The organism is Streptococcus sp. 343_SSPC, assembly GCF_001072385.1.
Classification (GTDB): domain Bacteria; phylum Bacillota; class Bacilli; order Lactobacillales; family Streptococcaceae; genus Streptococcus.
Window position 1 is genome coordinate 49842 of the sequence record NZ_JVKU01000012.1, and the last position, 17392, is coordinate 67233.

Below are 17392 nucleotides of genomic sequence, written 5' to 3' on the forward strand. Positions count from 1 at the left end.
AAAAAAATGGCAGTAGTTACTGTATTAAAAAAGATCATTAAACTCTATGAGGAAACAACGTTTATTGCCCAATCGGTGAGTTTTTCAGATGAAAAATTGAGAATCCAATCCTCAAATTTGACAGGAGAATTGCTTGATTACTATCAACACATAGTGTTCAAAGAGGATTTATTTTTTGCTAATCAAAATTTTAATATCGTTTTGTTGCCATTAGATTCTCCCGCAAGGACAGTTGAATGCTGGGCCTTACAAGATGTTCTTCAATTTTGTGAAGGGCAATACCAAATATTCGCTACTACAGATACAGACGATATTCTTTTCTGTGATATGAAAGATGACAGTTCTCCAGTTTACGCAGGCAGTCCTGGAGATCCTAACTTCTATAAACTCAGCGCAAGTTTGACGGAGTTTTTTGAGTTCTATTTTGCTTTTTCAAATTTCTGGGGGCAAAGAGAAGATGTCCCTCTGGAGGAATATATTGCAGGGACAGGTGACTTGATAGAGCGCTACCTTTCCCCGGATGTCCAAACAACAGCGAAAGAATATCTATTTCGGTAAGATTGACCTGAGAAAAGCCTTTCTCAATAACAAAAAGTGAACTGGATAGGAGAAAAGAAATGAAAGTGAAAGAACTAATCGAAGAGGTTGAAAATGATGCTGAGTTAGTATCGTATTTAAACCAGGTTCCCAAAAAGAATAAGAAAACTCAAGCTAGCTATCTCGAATCGCTAAATCATCTGGCCTATCTACTTTATCTGGATGGTCAAGAGGAAATGGCTAAGGAATTATTAGATAGGATCATACAAGTTCCATTTGAAGGGAATTATAACACTTGGACCTTTGTTGCTAGCTCTCTGGTTTTATTGGTCTATCTGGAAAGAGAGGCAGAAAATCAAGTATTCGTCTATAAAAAACTCCTTTTATCTCCGTTAGACCAAGGGGAGGAATCCACTCAAAACATAAGAAGGAGAGTTCATCAGAGATTTTTGAATGGTGATAGCTTGGAGCAAAAGCTTGCAAAAATCGAGCAAGCTTCAAGTCCTGAATCGGAAATGGAACGTCGTCTGCTATACTTAACAGATCTACTGAAAATTTACCTCTTTATTACTGAGTCGACTTGTGAAGAGACTGATATCAAGGCAAAAATCGAAGAGAATATGGAGATACTGAAGAAGTATATCAAAGAGCATGAAATCTATAGCCTCTTTCCTTTTAAGGGATAAGGTGAGCTAGCGATCTTTGACTTATAGAAAGAATGGAATATGGAAATCAAAAATCACTTTGGTGTATATGGAATCTGTCTTCAAGACGGGAAATTGCTTTGCATTGAAAAAACGAGAGGACCTTATCAGCATTGTTTTGATTTACCGGGTGGTAGTCAAGAACCAGGGGAAGGGCTGACAGAAACTCTCAAGAGAGAAGTTCTGGAGGAGACAGGCTATACGCTTAGCGAGTATTCAAATCCTAGGATGTATGATGTGCTGGTTCAAGAAGAAGGGCAAGACTTCGCTGTGCACCATATCATGGCCTTTTATGATATCGTACTCGATTTCGAGAGCTCTCAACAATCCCTTCCTCAGGAGGTTCATGATGGAAGCAATGATTCAGCAAATGCAATTTGGGTCCCTATTGAGCAGATGACCCAAGAAAATGCCTCACCCTTAGTATTGAAGGTGAAGGCAGAGTTACGAGGATTTCCAGAATTAGAACTGACAAGCTATTGGAATTGGAAGGTAAAATAGAGGGATAATGGAACTATTTAAAACATGGAAGAAATATATGGTTCTCTATGGACTTAAATCTCAAATCGGAACTGTCTATCGAAACAGTGATAGGACAACGAGCTTTTATGATATTGGAAATTTTCTATACCTAGCAGGGGAGTTGGATTCCAGATTTTGGGAAGATTTTGTTAGGCAATATGGTTTAGATTATAAGATTATTATTTCAGAAGACACTAAGTGGCAAGATTTTCTGCATCGGCAAGGTGGGTTAATTTCTTTTACTCGCTATTCTTTTAAGGATAAGGCAAATTTTCAAGTTGAACTTCTAAATGATCTAGTTACTCATATAGAGGAAGGTTACAATATTGTGCCTATTGATAATCGTATTTATAACAGCCTTTCTGAGGAAGAATGGTCACAAGATTTACAGGGGGATTTTGAGTCCTACCAGGATTTTGCTTTAAAAGGTGGATTTGGCTTTGTTATTCTTAAAAATAATGAAGTGATTGCTGGGATTTCCTCAGGGTTAGTTTACCACGGAGCAGTTGAAGTGGAAGTTGCAACTAGACCAGACAAACAAGGAAATGGATTTGCTAAAAAACTTGGTGCTGCAATGATTCTAGAGAGTTTAAATAGAGGAATGTTCCCACTTTGGGATGCTCATAACGAGGCTTCTAAAAAAGTAGCAGAATTTTTAGGATACGAATTAGTTGAACCTTATGAAGCTTTTGAACTAGAGGAAAGTGTCGTATAATGATATCTGATATTGTATCTTTTAAGACGAGGTGAATGAACATGCAAAATCAACTAGCTCTTAGTGGCGAAAAAATTGTTGAAAAAGTTTATCCCCATTTATTGCACCACGTCGGCTTGATTCGTGGGGAATACTTGTTGAGAGAACTAAACCAAAACATACTATTACCAAATTGTCAGCAATTTGTGAAAGATTATCTAGACACTATTTGTCATTTGTACTCAGATGAAGAAGTCTGGTATCGCTTTTCAGAGTTAACAAATGCAGAAGCAAATATTCTAGACGGGACTAAAGAGTATTTTGACGAACGCCACCCCTTATTTGGATACAGAGGTATCAGGCGTTTGTTGGCGTGTCCAGATGAATTTCAGGTTGAGACAAATGTTGTTACAGAAGTTTTTCAAACCAATCCCAATCTGTCTGTTATTTTTCCTTTTGTCAATGATGCCGAACAATTAAAACAAGCTATTACAGTATTGCGTCAGTATGGTTTTACCGGGAAAGTCGGCACGATGATTGAATTACCATCAGCTTATTTCGACTTGGACAGGATACTGGAAACTGGTATTTCAAAGATTGTAGTTGGAATGAATGATTTAACTTCTTTTATTTTTGCGACTGTGAGAAACAGTCAATGGCATGATATGGAAAGTCCAATTATGTTAGATATGTTGAAACAGATGCAGGATAAAGCAAGGAAGAACAAGATTGATTTTGCTGTAGCAGGCTATCTGAATACTTCTTTCATACAAAAAATGAATCAGATGGGTATCGAATGTATTCTCCATTACAGCTCTATTCCAGAGATTTTTGATTTAGAAATTGACCATCCAGACCATCTTAAACATATAAAAGAAGAAAGTAAAAAATTACAAAGGAGAACCCATGACACCGAAAGAAATGTGGAATGCCTACAAGCAAATCAACCCCTCTATCGGAGATGAGATAGACGCCTGGGCCTTTGGATTGGACCCAGACCTTTTAGCGGATTTGGTGTTTACAGGCGAAAAAACAGCAACTGCCTCAGCTTACGATCTTTACTCAGTAGAGGACGAACCCCTTCCCCAAGAAGGGACTTTCGATGTCATTTTAGACAGTCAAAACCAGGCCGTCTGCATTGTCGAAGTTACAAAAGTTTCTGTTCAACCTTTCCATCAAGTGTCAGCAGATCATGCCTATAAGGAAGGTGAAGGAGACAAATCCTTAGCTTATTGGCGTCAGGTTCATGAAGACTTTTTCAAAGCCTGTCTAGAAGAAGCAGGTCTGACGTTTACACCTGATAGCAAGGTGGTTTTAGAAGAATTTCGCAAGGTTTACCCATTATAGATACGCTCTCCTTTTAGAAAATCAGAAAAAAGAATAACTGTTTTTATACAAAATAGGCCTAGTGATTGTGACAAGCTAAAAATACTGCTCAGTTCTTAGAACTATTAAAAGATTTTTTGAGACTTTCCGCTGTGAGAAAAGCGCTTGAAACCTAAAGTTTCAAGCGCTCGGGAGTTTTGAAACTTTAGGTTCAAAACTAAATCATGGAACTTCGTGGAAGTTCGCTGATGTCCGTACTCATCTAAGGAAAGTCTCAACGAAGATATGATCATAATCTGACTCTCCTTATAGGAGAGTTTTTTGATCTACGTCAATTTTTCAAATCAGCTAAAAAATGGTATAATGTAAGCGATATTGTACAGAAAAGAGAAATGTTATGCCAAATTATGCCATTATTTTAGCAGCGGGAAAAGGTACCCGTATGAAATCAGATTTGCCTAAAGTTCTTCACAAGGTTGCAGGGATCTCCATGTTGGAGCATGTCTTCCGTAGTGTTGGAGCCATCTCACCTGAAAAGACTGTAACGGTTGTGGGCCACAAGGCGGAATTGGTAGAGCAAGTCTTAGCGGGACAAACAGACTTTGTTAAGCAAACGGAGCAGTTAGGAACTGGTCATGCGGTTATGATGGCGGAGCCAGTTTTGGAAGGTCTTGAAGGCCATACTCTTGTCATTGCAGGAGATACTCCTTTGATTACGGGTGAAAGCCTCAAACACTTGATCGACTTCCATATCAATCACAAGAATGTGGCAACGATTTTAACAGCCGAAGCGGCTAATCCATTTGGCTATGGTCGGATTGTCCGTAATGATAATGCGGAAGTGCTTCGAATCGTCGAGCAAAAAGATGCGACAGAATACGAGCAACAAATCAAGGAAATCAATACAGGGACTTATGTCTTTGACAATGCGCGTCTCTTTGAAGCTTTAAAGAATATCAATACTAACAATGCCCAAGGAGAATACTATATCACAGATGTGATTGGGATTTTCCGAGAAGCTGGCGAAAAAGTCGGGGCCTATACGCTCAAAGATTTTGATGAAAGTCTCGGGGTTAACGACCGCGTGGCCCTTGCGACAGCAGAAGGCATCATGCGTCGGCGCATTAACCAAGCCCACATGGTCAATGGAGTGAGCTTTGTCAATCCAGATGCGGCCTATATCGATGTCGATGTTGAGATCGCACCAGAAGTGCAAATTGAAGCCAATGTTACCCTAAAAGGCCATACAAAAATTGGGGCTGAGACAGTCTTAACCAATGGAACCTATATTGTGGACAGTGAAATTGGGGAAGGTGCTGTCATCACCAACTCTATGATTGAAGAAAGCACCGTAGCCGATGGCGTGACAGTAGGACCTTACGCCCATATTCGTCCAGGTTCTAGCCTTGCCAAAGATGTCCATATCGGAAACTTTGTCGAAGTCAAAGGTTCGTCTATTGGCGAAAATACCAAAGCCGGTCATTTGACCTATATTGGTAACTGCCAAGTCGGCAACAACGTTAACTTTGGTGCAGGAACCATCACTGTCAACTATGATGGAAAGAATAAATACAAGACCCTTATTGGCAACAATGTCTTTATTGGCTCAAATTCGACCATCATTGCACCAGTTGAATTAGGCGACAATTCCTTAGTCGGTGCTGGATCCACCATTACCAAAGATGTGCCAGCTGATGCGATTGCGATTGGTCGTGGCCGTCAAGTCAATAAGGATGAGTACGCGACTCGCCTTCCTCACCATCCTAAAAATAAATAGGAGATTTTCATGCAATTTGAAGAAAAAACCATTGAACGCAAGGAGATTTACCAAGGACCGATTTTCCAAGTAGTTACAGATCAAGTGGAACTACCCGATGGAAAAGGTCAAGCACAGCGTGATTTGATTTTTCATAATGGAGCAGTAGCGGTTTTACCGATCACAGATGAGGGCAAGACCATTTTGGTCAAGCAGTACCGCAAGGCGATCGAGAGAACTTCTGTAGAGATCCCAGCAGGCAAGTTGGAAAAGGGTGAAAATGCGGATCCTCAAGCAGCTGCTCTGCGTGAATTGGAAGAAGAAATTGGTTACACAGCGGATTTAGAGTTGTTGTATGATTTTTATTCAGCCATTGGATTTTGCAACGAGCGGATCAAACTCTATCTTGCGACCAATTTGAAAAAAGTGGAAAATCCTCGCCCTCAAGATGCAGATGAGACTTTGGAGCTCTTTGAGGTGACTTTATCAGAAGCTGAGGAGCTCATCCAAAGAGGTGATATCTGCGATGCTAAAACCATTATGGCAGTTCAATACTGGAAACACCTACAAAACAAATAAAGAATAGAGGAGAAACCGATGGGCAAACCTTTATTAACCGATGAAATGATTGAGCGGGCAAACCGGGGAGAAGCAATCTCTGGTCCCCCGCTCTTTGATGAGGAAGAGACAAAAATTCTCCCGACAGGAAACAGAGGCTTTGGTTATGAACGGCCGGTGACCTCAAGGGAAGGAGATGGTGGACGAGGAGCCTCCTATCCTCAGGAGACCATTCCAATCAGAGTCCAACCTACAGTGACCAAGAGCCGTCGGATTGAAAACCAAAAGGATGAGGTTTTTCAATCAAAATTAAATAAGATTTTATTTTGGGTCATCCTGCTCCTCATCTTGTTAATTCTTGCAATTTGGCGCTTATAAGGAGCGTCTACCAAAGGAGTGACGATTATGAAAATTGGAATCATTGCGGCCATGCCACAAGAGTTAAAAATCTTAGTGGAAGCTTTGCAGAACGAAGAGAAACACCTTCGATTAGGAAAAGTCTACTATACAGGATCGATTGGTCGCCATGAAGTGGTCTTGGTTGAAAGTGGTATCGGAAAAGTCATGTCTGCTATGAGTGTGGCTGTATTGGCCAACGATTTTAAGGTGGAAGCCATTATCAACACGGGTTCTGCAGGTGCCGTTGCACCAGGGATGGCTGTTGGAGATATTGTCCTTGCAGACAAATTGGCTTATCATGATGTAGATGTGACAGCGTTTGGCTATAAGTATGGTCAAATGGCGGGACAACCACTTTACTTTGAATCCAGCCGCTATTTTGTATCAGAGATGAAAAAAGTGCTAGCTGAGGAACAAACACCAACTCATGTTGGCTTGATTACAACAGGAGATAGCTTTATCGCGAGTGAAGAAAAAGTCGCAGCAATTCGGGAACATTTCCCAGAAGTATTGGCAGTTGAGATGGAAGGAGCAGCTATTGCCCAAGCCGCTCATGCAGCTGGGCGTCCTTTCATGGTCATTCGGGCTATGAGTGATACGGCAGATAACGCGGCCAATATCTCTTTTGATGAATTTATCGTAGAGGCTGGTGAGCGCTCTGCTCAAACCTTGATGACTTTCTTGAAGAGATTAGTATAAAAAAACAATAGAGTTAAGGCGCCTCTAATATAAATAGGAAGTGGGACAGAATGAATATCATTTAAATTTCATTCTGTCCTACTTCCTTTTCTAAAGCTAATTCCTTCAGAAATAGACGGACTTCATGCTATAATAAAGTCTAGTAATGCAAAGGAGACGTTATGGTTTTATCAAAAAAACGGGCACGTCATGTGATTGAAGAAATTATCGCCCTCTTTCCAGATGCCCAGCCAAGTTTGGATTTTCGCAACCATTTTGAATTATTAGTGGCAGTCATGCTCTCTGCCCAGACGACGGACGCTGCGGTCAATAAGGCAACGCCCGCTTTGTTTGAAGCTTTCCCAACTCCTCAAGACATGGCGGTCGCCGGTGAAGCCGACATTGCCAAGCATATTTCCAAATTAGGCCTCTATCGCAATAAGGCTAAATTTCTCAAAAAATGTGCCCAACAGTTGCTTGATAACTTTGATGGCCAAGTCCCACAGACACGTGAGGAATTAGAGAGCTTAGCTGGAGTGGGACGAAAGACAGCCAATGTGGTCATGAGTGTAGGATTTGGCATTCCTGCCTTTGCTGTTGATACCCATGTGGAGCGCATCTGCAAGCACCATGATATTGTCAAGAAGTCGGCAACACCATTAGAAGTGGAAAAACGAGTGATGGATGTTCTTCCCCCTGAGCGCTGGCTCCCAGCTCATCAGGCCATGATCTATTTTGGACGGGCTATCTGCCATCCAAAAAATCCTGAGTGTGATCACTATCCGCAGCTCTATAACTTTAAAGACATTTAAAAGCGAGGTCTGATGTATACTGACCCCAAAAAGTTAGACAATTAATTTATCCAAAGGATTTAGTTCTGTATTGCACAGGACGGAGTCCTTTTAGTTTTATCTTAATGCGTTTGTTGTTGTAATAATCAATATAGTCTACAATAGCTTGCTCCAATTGCTCAAGTGAGTGAAAGGTCTTCTCATAACCATAAAACATCTCAGACTTAAGAATGCCAAAGAAGGATTCCATCATGCCATTATCTGGACTGTTTCCTTTACGTGACATGGACGGTTGGATTCCTTTAACCTCTAAAAAATGATGATAATACTGATGTTGATACTGCCATCTTTGATCACTATGGAGAATAGTATTTGTGTAATGATCCTCACTGAAGGCTTGGTTTAACATAGCTTCCACTTGTTCTAAGTTCATAGATCTGAACTTTATCTTTATAAGTTAATTTCATAATAAAAACACCCCAAAAGTTAGATTTTTTCTGTCTAATTTTTGGGGTGCAGTTCAGTTCCAATCTATTTTTGATGATAAAGAGAAACGTGTATCTTTCAATCGTACATTGTAGACAAGGTATACGTCATTAGATTATAGGTAGCAGGCCAAGTCCTGTCACATCAAAACTCCAAATTTTGAAACTTTTTAGAACCAATGATTAGGAGAATAAAGGCATAGACGAGGGTAATGCCCAGTGCTCCCAAGAATGCTTGTGGAGTGGATAAAATGTCGTCATTAAGCAATCTGTTATATCCATTCGGGAAAAGCATTGCAATGCCTCCGCCAATCATGGAAGTCATCATGCTCGCAATTGTTAAAATAATAGCTACCACTATGGTTGAGCCTGTTTTTAAATAAAGGCATAACACAGAGGCGACAGTTACTGAAAAAATGTCTTTTAAAAAGATTCCAAAAATATCCTCTAGAGTTGATAAAGTAATAGATAAATCGTTATCAAAAAAGGTATTCGACGCAAAAGGAAACTGAACGACCCTGATAAAATAGACTGTTGTAGAAACACAAGTAAATAGAATATAAAATAGTACCAAGATTGAGAGTAAACTAAGATATTTTGAAAAAAATATGTTCTTACGGCTTAAATCTCTATATAGGAACATAGTATGATCATCTATCTCTCGTCTAAAGACAGAAATTGTCAAGAAATAGATTGCAAGAGTAGGTAAGATAAATGAATCTGCTGAACTGATCATCATATCTAGAAAGGCTATCCCACTTACTCTATTATCTCCTATTACGGAAATTTGCATGAAATTAGATTTTCCAAAAAAGGAAGCTAGAAGAAAGATAACTGGAAATAAAACGAACAGCAGGTAAATCTTGGTTTCTTTACGCTTCCAGACAGCTGTGAAAATGGCAGGTAAGATTTGTTTCATATGTTACTGTCCTTTCGTAAAGATCTCTTTTAGGTGGTTCTCTTTCACCTCTATCTTCTCAATCAAGGTATGATTTCCTAATATTTTAAAAATCTCATTAATCTGTTCAGAGGATATGTTTGTCGAAATGTCTAAAACGCTGCCTTCTAGAATGACATCATCACTTAATAAAGACTGAATCCCTTCAAGATTCTTAGTCTCCTTCAAGTACACAAGCAAACTAGGAGAAGCTGCCCCGTCAAAAGCGTCTGCTAATTGCCCTGCCTCAATATAGACATAACGTTCACACAAGGCTTCTAGCTCTCCTAATTGGTGGCTAGAAATAAGCATTGAAATTTGTCTCTCATCAGACCATTTTTTCAAAATATCAATTAATTTCTGAACACCAATCGGATCTAGTCCAACGAATGGTTCATCTAGAATAAGGAAGTCTGGTTCGGCAACCAAAGCAATTGCCAAGGCTGTCCTTTGCTTCATACCAAAAGAAAATCCTTTTGGTTTTCTATTTCTAGCTTCCCATAGTTCTACCAATTTCAGAGTTGGTTCAATATTTGAAAAAAGCTCCTCTTTCCCATGTAAACGTAGATAAAATTTTAAGTTATCAATAACGGACATTTCTGGGTAGAATACTGGATCGATCATAATACCAAAGTCTGTTAATACATTGTCTTTACTATGAATATCGATCCCATTATAGGTAATAAGTCCAGAAGTTGGTTTTAGTGATTTTGCCATCAACTTCATGAGTGTCGATTTACCCGCACCATTTCTACCAATCAAACCGACAATCTCCCCCTTATTGATTTCCATATTGACGTCTTTGAGTGAATAAAAGTCATTTCCAACAAATTTTTTTGAAATACTTTCAATTTTTAGCATATCTAGTTTCCTTTCAATTTTTATAAATAATAAATGAGTCAGCTTGCTCTTTTTAAAACTCGATTCTTTCAAAATTCTTTCTAGCTGAGAAATAGCTAGGTAAGAAGTAAATGCAAGACAAGCCAATGATGATTAACAACGTTAAACCGAACTCACCTGCTTGTAAAGCATTTGCATAAGTGGTTGGAATCACATACTTTACTCCAATCAGTAAGGGAGCTGTGAAGGCAAATAAAGTGAAGAAGATTCCTACTAAAACAGCCACTAAGGTCTTAGATTTAATGGAAACCATCGCAACCATGATGGTTGTTATAAGATTAAGTAAAACCACAGAAAGAATTGACAATATAGATTTCTCTACTAAAATCGAGCTTGAAGGTAAGAAGTTAGAATCAACTCCAAATCTAGGTAACATAATGCCATAATAAGTAATGAAAGTTGCAAAAAAAGTTCCAAATAAATAGAGGATATAAACTAAAAATAGTCCGAGTATTTTTGCGTTGAAAATTTTAGAACGCTTAATATCTTTGTATAAAAACATGATCTTGCTATCAATTTCATCTCTAAAAACGGAAGAAATCAATATGGAAAAAATGAGTACTGGGATTGTTAAACGATACTGTGTTAAAAGAGTGATATCAAAGAAAGATAAAAAAATATTCGTATAGTCGGTTTTCATATCTTCCATATTTCCTGCCAAAAATGGAACAAGGATAGGTAATAGACAAAAGGATAAGAAGATCTTCGTATCTCTCCTTTTCAAGATAGACTGAAATACAGAGCTTGTTAATCTATTAAACATGGGCTAGTTCTCCTAACTATAATCATAAACAGAATGTGGGTGAGTTCACTAAACAATTGTAACTCGGTTTTCGTTTTCTAAGTTCTTACACACAACAGTATATTTCAAATTTAATAAAAGAAATGATCAATCTAATAAATGGTCTGTTTTTTATAATGAATGGAATTATAAAAAACAGACCATTTATTCTAATTTTAAAGTTATCCTTCGTACATCTTTAATTCATGAGTAAATTCATGATCTATACTTTTTGTTTCTAAAGTGACTTTAGGATATTTGGAAAGGATTTGTTTGACATTGGAAAGACCGATACCTCGTCCCTCTCCTTTGGTTGAGACTCCATATTGGAAAATATTTTTAGTATGGATCTTATAGTCAGCAGTGGTATTATAGATAACTAAAATTTTATTTTCATTCTCTTGAAAATAAGTAAAACTAATTCTTGGAGCTTCTGCGTTAACTGCAGCTTCTATGGCATTATCTAAAAAGACAGATAGTATCGTAATAAAATCGACTAAATCTATTTGAGGAGTTCCGATAGGTTCAGCTATTTCTACAGAGACATCAATTCCTCGATTTTGTGCCTCAATCAATTTTGCAGATACAACCGATTTCATTGCTAGGTTTTTTAAATGAACAAGTTTAGCAATGTCGTATTGACTATTGTAAAAGGATTTATCAGAGTCTTTTAGTACAGCATTATAGATCCTCTCTACCCCATCTATATCTCTTTTCTTTATCGATTCATTTAAGCTGACTAATATATTTGTATAATCATGACGAAAACTTCTCACTTCTTTGTAAAGAGCTTCAATGTGATTGCTATATTTACTTATTGAATCTATCTGTGAATCTTTCATCTTTTGAATTTCTATATTGATATTTTCTTTAATAATGTGTTGGATATAAAATAGAAAACCTAAAAAGATAGGGACGTAACTGAAGATAACTATTCTTTTGTAGTATATATCGTCTATATGGGTAGGAAATAAACCAGCATATTCAAGTGTAGGTATACTTGAGAGTATATAACTTAAGAGGTAATAGATTATCATCGTTATACTAAAAATCTTTACTACCATTGAAAATTTATTATTTCTAACCTCTTGTGAAAGTAACTCGATATTAATTCGAAATATTTTAAAAAATATAATGTATACAGGAAAGGTTAATAGTATTGGTATCCAATCCATCCATATATTTTTATCTAAAACCTCCTCTGATACTCTAAATAAAAACTGGAAATAGATAGATGATAGACTGCTCAACATATCAAAAATTGTTAAAGTAAAAAAACAGTAGAATATGTATTGTAACCAATTCCATCTTTCTCGAGATTTTAGAAAGAAAGTGATGGAAGGTAAAAATAATATTTCTCCCCAAAAGACAACATCATAATAATAGTATTCAATCAATGTCAGTAGGGCAGGTATTAAAAACAAATATGGTAATTTAAATTTTGAATAACTAATTTGTTGAAAAATAACTAACCTTATTAACCAACTAACAAAAAACACACCTTCAAACTCTAGAGTCATTTTTTATCTACCTTTTCAACTAGCCCTTTTAGTTTTAAACGTGATACAAAGCATGATTCATCGTTTTCAAAATAAACAATATGATTTGCTTTATCAATACGAACGACATTCTCTGGATTTACAACGTAAGCTCGATGACTTTGGTAAAGTCGCTTGTCGGTTTTAGCAATATCTGAGACTTTACCATAAAATTCCATGTGTCCTTTTTTAGTTGTTAAAACGACCTTATGAACGGTCGAAGATGTCTCAAAATATAGAATATCTGAGAAAGGGACTTGAATCTGGGAATGCTCGGATTTAAAGCTGAAGGAATCCTCCCCTATTGTTTTATTGACGTTCTCAGCAGCATGTATCAAAACAGATGAGATCGCTTCCTGATAATCCTGATCATTTAATCCTTTATCAATAAAATCCAAAGCGGAGACGCGATAACGATAGGTAACGGGCATGAATTCTGAGTGAGTCGTTACGAATACGATTGAAGCGCTAGGATCTTTTTCACGAATCTCACGCGCAATTTCCATTCCTTTTCTTTCTTCCCCTTTAATTTCAATATCTAAAAAAAAGAATTGGTGATTTCCTGTCTCTTTGATGGCCTCTAACAATTGTGTTGGCTTCCCAAATACCTCTAAGTATTTATACTTTAGATGATGATCTGTCATACATTTCTTGATTGCTGTTTCAATACGTGTTTGTTGTAGAAAATCATCTTCTAATACAAAGATATTTAGCATATTTCTCCCTTCTGAAACTATTGATCCTTTCATCCTAGAAAAAAATCAGTCATATTTTCTCTTTAACTTGTCTTTGAAGACACTGTTTATTTATCGAATATAGTTTCTCATTTTTCTGTAATGATAGTTTTTGCAGCTGGATGGTTTGTCCATAATCCTTATTTTATCATAAACACTCCTCAAGGAACATCTTTGGTTAAAGTAGAGTGTTTATAAAAAAATCGGGCACGGTAAACTAAGAATGAATCTCTAATTTTTAAATTGCCCTAATAGAGATATTCCACCATATAGTGAAAACTTTTGGAAATACTGATTTAATGCTATTCTTGAGTTTTTTAAATTTTCTCTAGTAAAAGAAAAAGATTAAAGATGAACTGCACCTCAAAAGTTAGATTTTTTCTGTCTAACTTTTGAGGTGCAGTTCATAGCCTCCTTTTTCTTATTCACTAAATCTTAAGAAATAACCATCTGGATCCAAAATCGCAAATTCCTGGGGATAGATAAAGTTATCTCCGACTCGAAATTCTCTTTTTATCAGCGGACGATGGATGGGATAGTTAGCTTCCAGCAGTTTTTGGTGGAGCTGAGGGACATCCTTAATGCCAAAGGAAATATTAATACCCCGACCGAAAGGATAGGTCAGTTGGGATAATTCTTCCTCCTTGCCTTCTTCTAGCATCAGCTGGCAGTCTTCAAGCGAAAGGAAGAGAAATTTTTCCTCTGGACGCTCGTATTGGATAGAGAATCCCAATAAGTCACAGTAGAAGCGACGCGATTTCTCGATATCCGATACGACAAATTCAGGGATGACAGCTTGATAGTCCATTGTTTCCTCCTTAGAGATCAATCTCCATGACAATTGGTGTATGGTCTTGACGGGCACCAGAGTCAATCATAGCTGATCTAGTTACCTTGTTCGCAATGCGGTTAGAAGTGAGCCAGTAGTCAATTCTCCAGCCTGTGTTGTTGATTTTAGATGTCTTGCTACGCTGTGCCCACCAAGTATATTGATCTGGAAGGTCCCCATGCAAGTGGCGGAAGGTATCAGTGAATCCTTTGGCTAGCAAGTTAGTAAAGCCAGCACGCTCTTCATCGGTAAAGCCTGGGGAACGACGGTTGCTGGCTGGATTAGCCAAGTCGATTTCCTTGTGGGCTACGTTGTAGTCTCCTGTTGCCAGAACAGGCTTTTGCTGGTCTAGTTCTGCCAAGTAGTCTGCATATTTGGCATCCCAGATTTGGCGTTCTTCCAAGCGTTTGAGCCCATCTCCAGCATTCGGAGTATAGACCTGGGTCACAAAGAAGTCATCAAATTCTAGGGTAATAATCCGACCTTCAACGTCCATGGTAGAAGGAGCACCGATTTCTGGGAAGGTTACCCTTGGTGTCAATTCTTTTTTATAGAGGAACATGGTTCCTGCGTAGCCTTTGCGGGCTGGTTCTACAGAGGACCGCCAAGTATTTTCATATCCGGGGAAGAGTTCTGCTAAGACCTCTAAGTGTTTTTTTGTTGGTCCTTTGGCAGATAATTTTGTTTCCTGAATGGCAATGATATCCGCATCCTCTGCAACCAAGGTGAGGAGGACGTCTTGAGAGAGTTTTGCGCGTGCAGAGTCACTCGTCAAGGCGGCATTCAATGAGTCAATATTCCATGAGATCAGTTTCATATCGTTTCCTTTACTAACTTTTTCGATGTTTCTATTATACCAAAAAATCTCCTATCACTTGTCTCCTGTGATTTGAGGAAGGAGCTATTTTGCAGTCAAGAGCTATGCCTCCCGCATATGCATAAACGAATGCTTGCCAAGGAGTTCAGAATAACGATGATTTTATCTGGTCTAGCGACTCGTGTCTGGATGAAATGTGCTATAATGGAAGTTGAGTTTAAAATAGAAATATTCCTCAGATTCCCTTTAAAGTTATCCTATTTTTACCAGGTATTGTTAGGGACTGGGGCTGAGAATCACAGTGAAAGGAGAGGTATGGCGCAAAAATCTAAACGTTCAAAAAAAGCGAATGCTAAGGTGAGAAAATTTGATAATCGGTGGATTACTAGACGACTTTATTTGTTATTCAGTATAGTCTGTACCCTCTTTTTGATTTTAATTGCTCGACTAGGGTATATGCAGATTACTCATCAAGGCTTTTATACACAAAAATTGGCAAAAGCCACCAAAAAACACTTAACAAGAGGGAGTCTCCGGGGGCAGATCTATGATGCTTCTGGTCAGCCTCTGGTAGAAAATGTTGACAAGAAGGTCTTGTCCTTTACCCGAAGCAATAAGTTTACTGCAGAAGAAATGCGTCAAACAGCTCAGCTTCTTCTGAATTATGTAAGTGTTTCGAATCCCCAAATCACCAAGCGTCAAGAGATCGACTTTTATCTCGCAAATTCGGAAGTCTATAAAGAGGTAGTGGATAAGTTGCCCAAGGAGGAGCGTATCGACACGGACGGGAATCCACTCCCAGAAGCAACTATCTATCAGCATGCTGTTGATAGTATTGAGACTGAAAAATTAGGCTATACAGAAGAAGAAAAGAAAGCCATCTATCTCTTCAGCCAAATGAATGCCGTTGAAAACTTTGCCAGTGCTACGATTGTGACAGATCCGATGTCCGATGAGCAGGTAACGACGGTTAAAGATCATTTAAAAGAATTTCTAGGATTTGAAGTGATCACGAGTTGGGATCGAAAAGTGGTTGATAGCCCCTTGGCTTCCATCGTCGGTAGTGTGTCGACAGAGCAAGCAGGTCTTCCAGCTGAAGAAGTGGATGATTATTTGGAAAAAGGCTATGCCTTAAATGATCGCGTCGGAACTTCTTATCTAGAAAAACAATATGAGTCTGTCCTTCAAGGAGAACGGGTTGAAAAAGAAATCCATTTGGACAAGAATGGCAATGTCGAAAAGATCGAAACCCTCTCCAAAGGAAGCAAGGGAAACAATATCAAGCTTTCCATTGATTTGGATTTCCAAAGAGGAGTGGAAGACATCTTGAAGAAGTCCTTCCAGGCAGAATTGGCCGCTGGCAATGCCACCTACTCAGAAGGGGTCTATGCTGTTGCCTTGGATCCAAAAACGGGTAAAATTCTTGCGATGGCGGGGATGAAACATGAAGCTGGTTCGCAAGACCTGACTCCTGACGCTTTAGGGACAGTGACCAACGTCTTTGTTCCAGGATCGGTTGTGAAAGCAGCGACTTTGACAGCAGGATGGGAAAATGGGGTGATTTCTGGGAATCAAGTCCTATTGGATCAACCAATCTCCTTTTCTGGTTCAGCTCCTATCACTTCTTGGTTCACGCAGTTTGGAAGTCAAGAAATCAATGCGGTCCAAGCGTTGGAATATTCTTCTAACACCTATATGGTGCAGATAGCTCTTAATTTGATGGGCCAACCCTATCAGCCAAACATGAGTTTGAAGACAGACCAATTGGATCCAGCAATGAACAAATTGCGATCGACCTTTGCCTCTTATGGTCTGGGAACAGAGACGGGAATTGACCTTCCAAATGAATCAACGGGCTATGTTCCCAAAGAGTTCACGATTGGTAATTACCTAACAGACGCCTTTGGTCAGTTTGATAACTATACCCCTATGCAGTTGGCTCAATATGTTGCAACCATTGCCAACGATGGGAAACGCGTGGCGCCACACTTGGTCCAAGGAATTTATGAGAATGATGCCAAGGGAGGTTTGGGCCCTCTGAAAGAAGAGATTGCAACAAAAGAACTCAATCAAGTAGCTTTGACACCCGAAAATCTAGCTATCATTAAACAAGGTTTTTATCAGGTTGTATACGGAACCAGTGGCTTAACAACTGGTAAAACTATCGGAGAAGGAGCTGCCGTTCCAATCAGTGCGAAGACCGGGACTGCAGAAACATTTGTAAATGGTGGGACCCCTGCTGTAAATACCAATGTCATCGCCTATGCCCCATCTGAAAATCCTCAGATTGCGGTGGCAGTCGTCTTCCCTCACAATACCAATCTCCAAGCGACTGTTAGTCACAGTATTACCAGAGAGATTATCAATCTCTACCAGCAAAAACATCCTATGAATTAGAAAGGAAGC

General features: G+C 38.7%; 19 protein-coding genes and 1 pseudogene. 12 read left to right on the forward strand and 8 right to left on the reverse strand.

The genetic code is table 11. The features are described from left to right. Nucleotides 1-6 precede the first annotated feature (6 nt). The 11 genes from ADH27_RS02850 to nth all read left to right on the forward strand — a co-directional run bounded on the left by ADH27_RS02850 (nucleotide 7) and on the right by nth (nucleotide 7986). Nucleotides 7-558, forward strand: coding sequence for a hypothetical protein (locus ADH27_RS02850; RefSeq protein WP_239681764.1), 552 nt, complete (start codon nucleotides 7-9; stop codon nucleotides 556-558). Between the two features lie 59 nt (nucleotides 559-617). After that, entirely contained in the window at nucleotides 618-1223 is a 606-nt protein-coding gene (locus ADH27_RS02855; protein ID WP_048715526.1) for a DUF6707 family protein, read from the forward strand. Between the two features lie 39 nt (nucleotides 1224-1262). Then, a complete protein-coding gene (locus tag ADH27_RS02860; RefSeq protein WP_048715528.1) occupies nucleotides 1263-1742 on the forward strand; it encodes an NUDIX hydrolase in 480 nt (159 codons plus the stop codon). A 7-nt stretch (nucleotides 1743-1749) separates the two neighbouring features. Further along, nucleotides 1750-2478: a GNAT family N-acetyltransferase gene (locus ADH27_RS02865; protein ID WP_048715530.1), complete on the forward strand. Its 729-nt coding sequence runs from the start codon at nucleotides 1750-1752 to the stop codon at nucleotides 2476-2478. 41 nt (nucleotides 2479-2519) lie between these two features. Then, on the forward strand, nucleotides 2520-3422 hold the full coding sequence (locus ADH27_RS02870; protein WP_048715532.1) for a putative PEP-binding protein: 903 nt from the start codon (nucleotides 2520-2522) through the stop codon (nucleotides 3420-3422). Next, on the forward strand, nucleotides 3364-3804 hold the full coding sequence (locus ADH27_RS02875) for an ASCH domain-containing protein (protein ID WP_048715534.1): 441 nt from the start codon (nucleotides 3364-3366) through the stop codon (nucleotides 3802-3804). The genes ADH27_RS02870 and ADH27_RS02875 overlap by 59 nt, the downstream gene beginning before the upstream one ends. A gap of 376 nt (nucleotides 3805-4180) precedes the next feature. Beyond that, nucleotides 4181-5560, forward strand: coding sequence for a bifunctional UDP-N-acetylglucosamine diphosphorylase/glucosamine-1-phosphate N-acetyltransferase GlmU (gene glmU / locus ADH27_RS02880; RefSeq protein WP_048715536.1), 1380 nt, complete (start codon nucleotides 4181-4183; stop codon nucleotides 5558-5560). A 9-nt stretch (nucleotides 5561-5569) separates the two neighbouring features. Then, nucleotides 5570-6118: an NUDIX hydrolase gene (locus ADH27_RS02885; RefSeq protein WP_048715538.1), complete on the forward strand. Its 549-nt coding sequence runs from the start codon at nucleotides 5570-5572 to the stop codon at nucleotides 6116-6118. An 18-nt stretch (nucleotides 6119-6136) separates the two neighbouring features. Next, on the forward strand, nucleotides 6137-6475 hold the full coding sequence (gene macP / locus ADH27_RS02890) for a cell wall synthase accessory phosphoprotein MacP (RefSeq protein WP_048715540.1): 339 nt from the start codon (nucleotides 6137-6139) through the stop codon (nucleotides 6473-6475). Between the two features lie 27 nt (nucleotides 6476-6502). Next, complete coding sequence (locus tag ADH27_RS02895; protein ID WP_048715542.1) at nucleotides 6503-7195, forward strand: 5'-methylthioadenosine/adenosylhomocysteine nucleosidase; 693 nt, start codon at nucleotides 6503-6505, stop codon at nucleotides 7193-7195. Between the two features lie 161 nt (nucleotides 7196-7356). Beyond that, nucleotides 7357-7986: an endonuclease III gene (gene nth, locus ADH27_RS02900; protein WP_048715544.1), complete on the forward strand. Its 630-nt coding sequence runs from the start codon at nucleotides 7357-7359 to the stop codon at nucleotides 7984-7986. A 46-nt stretch (nucleotides 7987-8032) separates the two neighbouring features. On the opposite strand, the pseudogene ADH27_RS09840 reads toward nth, so the two are convergent. The 8 genes and pseudogenes from ADH27_RS09840 to ADH27_RS02940 all read right to left on the reverse strand — a co-directional run. Continuing rightward, nucleotides 8033-8401 (reverse strand): annotated as a pseudogene (locus tag ADH27_RS09840) (IS3 family transposase); the annotation flags it as partial. Nucleotides 8402-8595: 194 nt separating this feature from the next. After that, nucleotides 8596-9369 (reverse strand): membrane protein, encoded by a 774-nt coding sequence (locus tag ADH27_RS02910; protein WP_048715549.1) that lies wholly within the window; start codon nucleotides 9367-9369, stop codon nucleotides 8596-8598. Between the two features lie 3 nt (nucleotides 9370-9372). After that, a complete protein-coding gene (locus ADH27_RS02915) occupies nucleotides 9373-10248 on the reverse strand; it encodes an ABC transporter ATP-binding protein (RefSeq protein ID WP_048715551.1) in 876 nt (291 codons plus the stop codon). Nucleotides 10249-10300: 52 nt separating this feature from the next. Beyond that, on the reverse strand, nucleotides 10301-11050 hold the full coding sequence (locus ADH27_RS02920; RefSeq protein WP_048715552.1) for an amino acid transporter: 750 nt from the start codon (nucleotides 11048-11050) through the stop codon (nucleotides 10301-10303). Between the two features lie 200 nt (nucleotides 11051-11250). Then, nucleotides 11251-12588, reverse strand: a complete 1338-nt coding sequence (locus ADH27_RS02925; RefSeq protein ID WP_048715554.1) for a sensor histidine kinase — start codon at nucleotides 12586-12588, stop codon at nucleotides 11251-11253. After that, nucleotides 12585-13322: a response regulator transcription factor gene (locus ADH27_RS02930; RefSeq protein WP_048715556.1), complete on the reverse strand. Its 738-nt coding sequence runs from the start codon at nucleotides 13320-13322 to the stop codon at nucleotides 12585-12587. The genes ADH27_RS02925 and ADH27_RS02930 overlap by 4 nt, the downstream gene beginning before the upstream one ends. 439 nt (nucleotides 13323-13761) lie before the next feature. After that, complete coding sequence (locus tag ADH27_RS02935) at nucleotides 13762-14148, reverse strand: bleomycin resistance protein (protein ID WP_048715558.1); 387 nt, start codon at nucleotides 14146-14148, stop codon at nucleotides 13762-13764. Between the two features lie 10 nt (nucleotides 14149-14158). After that, nucleotides 14159-14986 (reverse strand): exodeoxyribonuclease III, encoded by an 828-nt coding sequence (locus tag ADH27_RS02940; protein WP_048715560.1) that lies wholly within the window; start codon nucleotides 14984-14986, stop codon nucleotides 14159-14161. A gap of 315 nt (nucleotides 14987-15301) precedes the next feature. Here ADH27_RS02940 and pbp2b point away from each other — a divergent pair, with 315 nt between their 5' ends. Next, entirely contained in the window at nucleotides 15302-17383 is a 2082-nt protein-coding gene (gene pbp2b / locus ADH27_RS02945) for a penicillin-binding protein PBP2B (RefSeq protein ID WP_048715562.1), read from the forward strand. The last annotated feature ends 9 nt before the right edge of the window (nucleotides 17384-17392 follow it).

What these genes read in the sequence shown, in the direction of transcription:
- glmU (WP_048715536.1), top strand. Translation starts at nt 4,181, where the DNA reads ATGCCAAATTATGCCATTATTTTAGCAGCGGGAAAAGGTACCCGTATG.
- pbp2b (WP_048715562.1), top strand. Translation starts at nt 15,302, where the DNA reads ATGGCGCAAAAATCTAAACGTTCAAAAAAAGCGAATGCTAAGGTGAGA.
- ADH27_RS02940 (WP_048715560.1), bottom strand. Translation starts at nt 14,986, where the DNA reads ATGAAACTGATCTCATGGAATATTGACTCATTGAATGCCGCCTTGACG.
- ADH27_RS02875 (WP_048715534.1), top strand. Translation starts at nt 3,364, where the DNA reads ATGACACCGAAAGAAATGTGGAATGCCTACAAGCAAATCAACCCCTCT.
- ADH27_RS02930 (WP_048715556.1), bottom strand. Translation starts at nt 13,322, where the DNA reads ATGCTAAATATCTTTGTATTAGAAGATGATTTTCTACAACAAACACGT.
- ADH27_RS02915 (WP_048715551.1), bottom strand. Translation starts at nt 10,248, where the DNA reads ATGCTAAAAATTGAAAGTATTTCAAAAAAATTTGTTGGAAATGACTTT.
- ADH27_RS02935 (WP_048715558.1), bottom strand. Translation starts at nt 14,148, where the DNA reads ATGGACTATCAAGCTGTCATCCCTGAATTTGTCGTATCGGATATCGAG.
- ADH27_RS02870 (WP_048715532.1), top strand. Translation starts at nt 2,520, where the DNA reads ATGCAAAATCAACTAGCTCTTAGTGGCGAAAAAATTGTTGAAAAAGTT.
- ADH27_RS02925 (WP_048715554.1), bottom strand. Translation starts at nt 12,588, where the DNA reads ATGACTCTAGAGTTTGAAGGTGTGTTTTTTGTTAGTTGGTTAATAAGG.
- ADH27_RS02895 (WP_048715542.1), top strand. Translation starts at nt 6,503, where the DNA reads ATGAAAATTGGAATCATTGCGGCCATGCCACAAGAGTTAAAAATCTTA.
- nth (WP_048715544.1), top strand. Translation starts at nt 7,357, where the DNA reads ATGGTTTTATCAAAAAAACGGGCACGTCATGTGATTGAAGAAATTATC.
- ADH27_RS02920 (WP_048715552.1), bottom strand. Translation starts at nt 11,050, where the DNA reads ATGTTTAATAGATTAACAAGCTCTGTATTTCAGTCTATCTTGAAAAGG.
- ADH27_RS02865 (WP_048715530.1), top strand. Translation starts at nt 1,750, where the DNA reads ATGGAACTATTTAAAACATGGAAGAAATATATGGTTCTCTATGGACTT.
- ADH27_RS02885 (WP_048715538.1), top strand. Translation starts at nt 5,570, where the DNA reads ATGCAATTTGAAGAAAAAACCATTGAACGCAAGGAGATTTACCAAGGA.
- ADH27_RS02910 (WP_048715549.1), bottom strand. Translation starts at nt 9,369, where the DNA reads ATGAAACAAATCTTACCTGCCATTTTCACAGCTGTCTGGAAGCGTAAA.
- ADH27_RS02860 (WP_048715528.1), top strand. Translation starts at nt 1,263, where the DNA reads ATGGAAATCAAAAATCACTTTGGTGTATATGGAATCTGTCTTCAAGAC.
- ADH27_RS02850 (WP_239681764.1), top strand. Translation starts at nt 7, where the DNA reads ATGGCAGTAGTTACTGTATTAAAAAAGATCATTAAACTCTATGAGGAA.
- macP (WP_048715540.1), top strand. Translation starts at nt 6,137, where the DNA reads ATGGGCAAACCTTTATTAACCGATGAAATGATTGAGCGGGCAAACCGG.
- ADH27_RS02855 (WP_048715526.1), top strand. Translation starts at nt 618, where the DNA reads ATGAAAGTGAAAGAACTAATCGAAGAGGTTGAAAATGATGCTGAGTTA.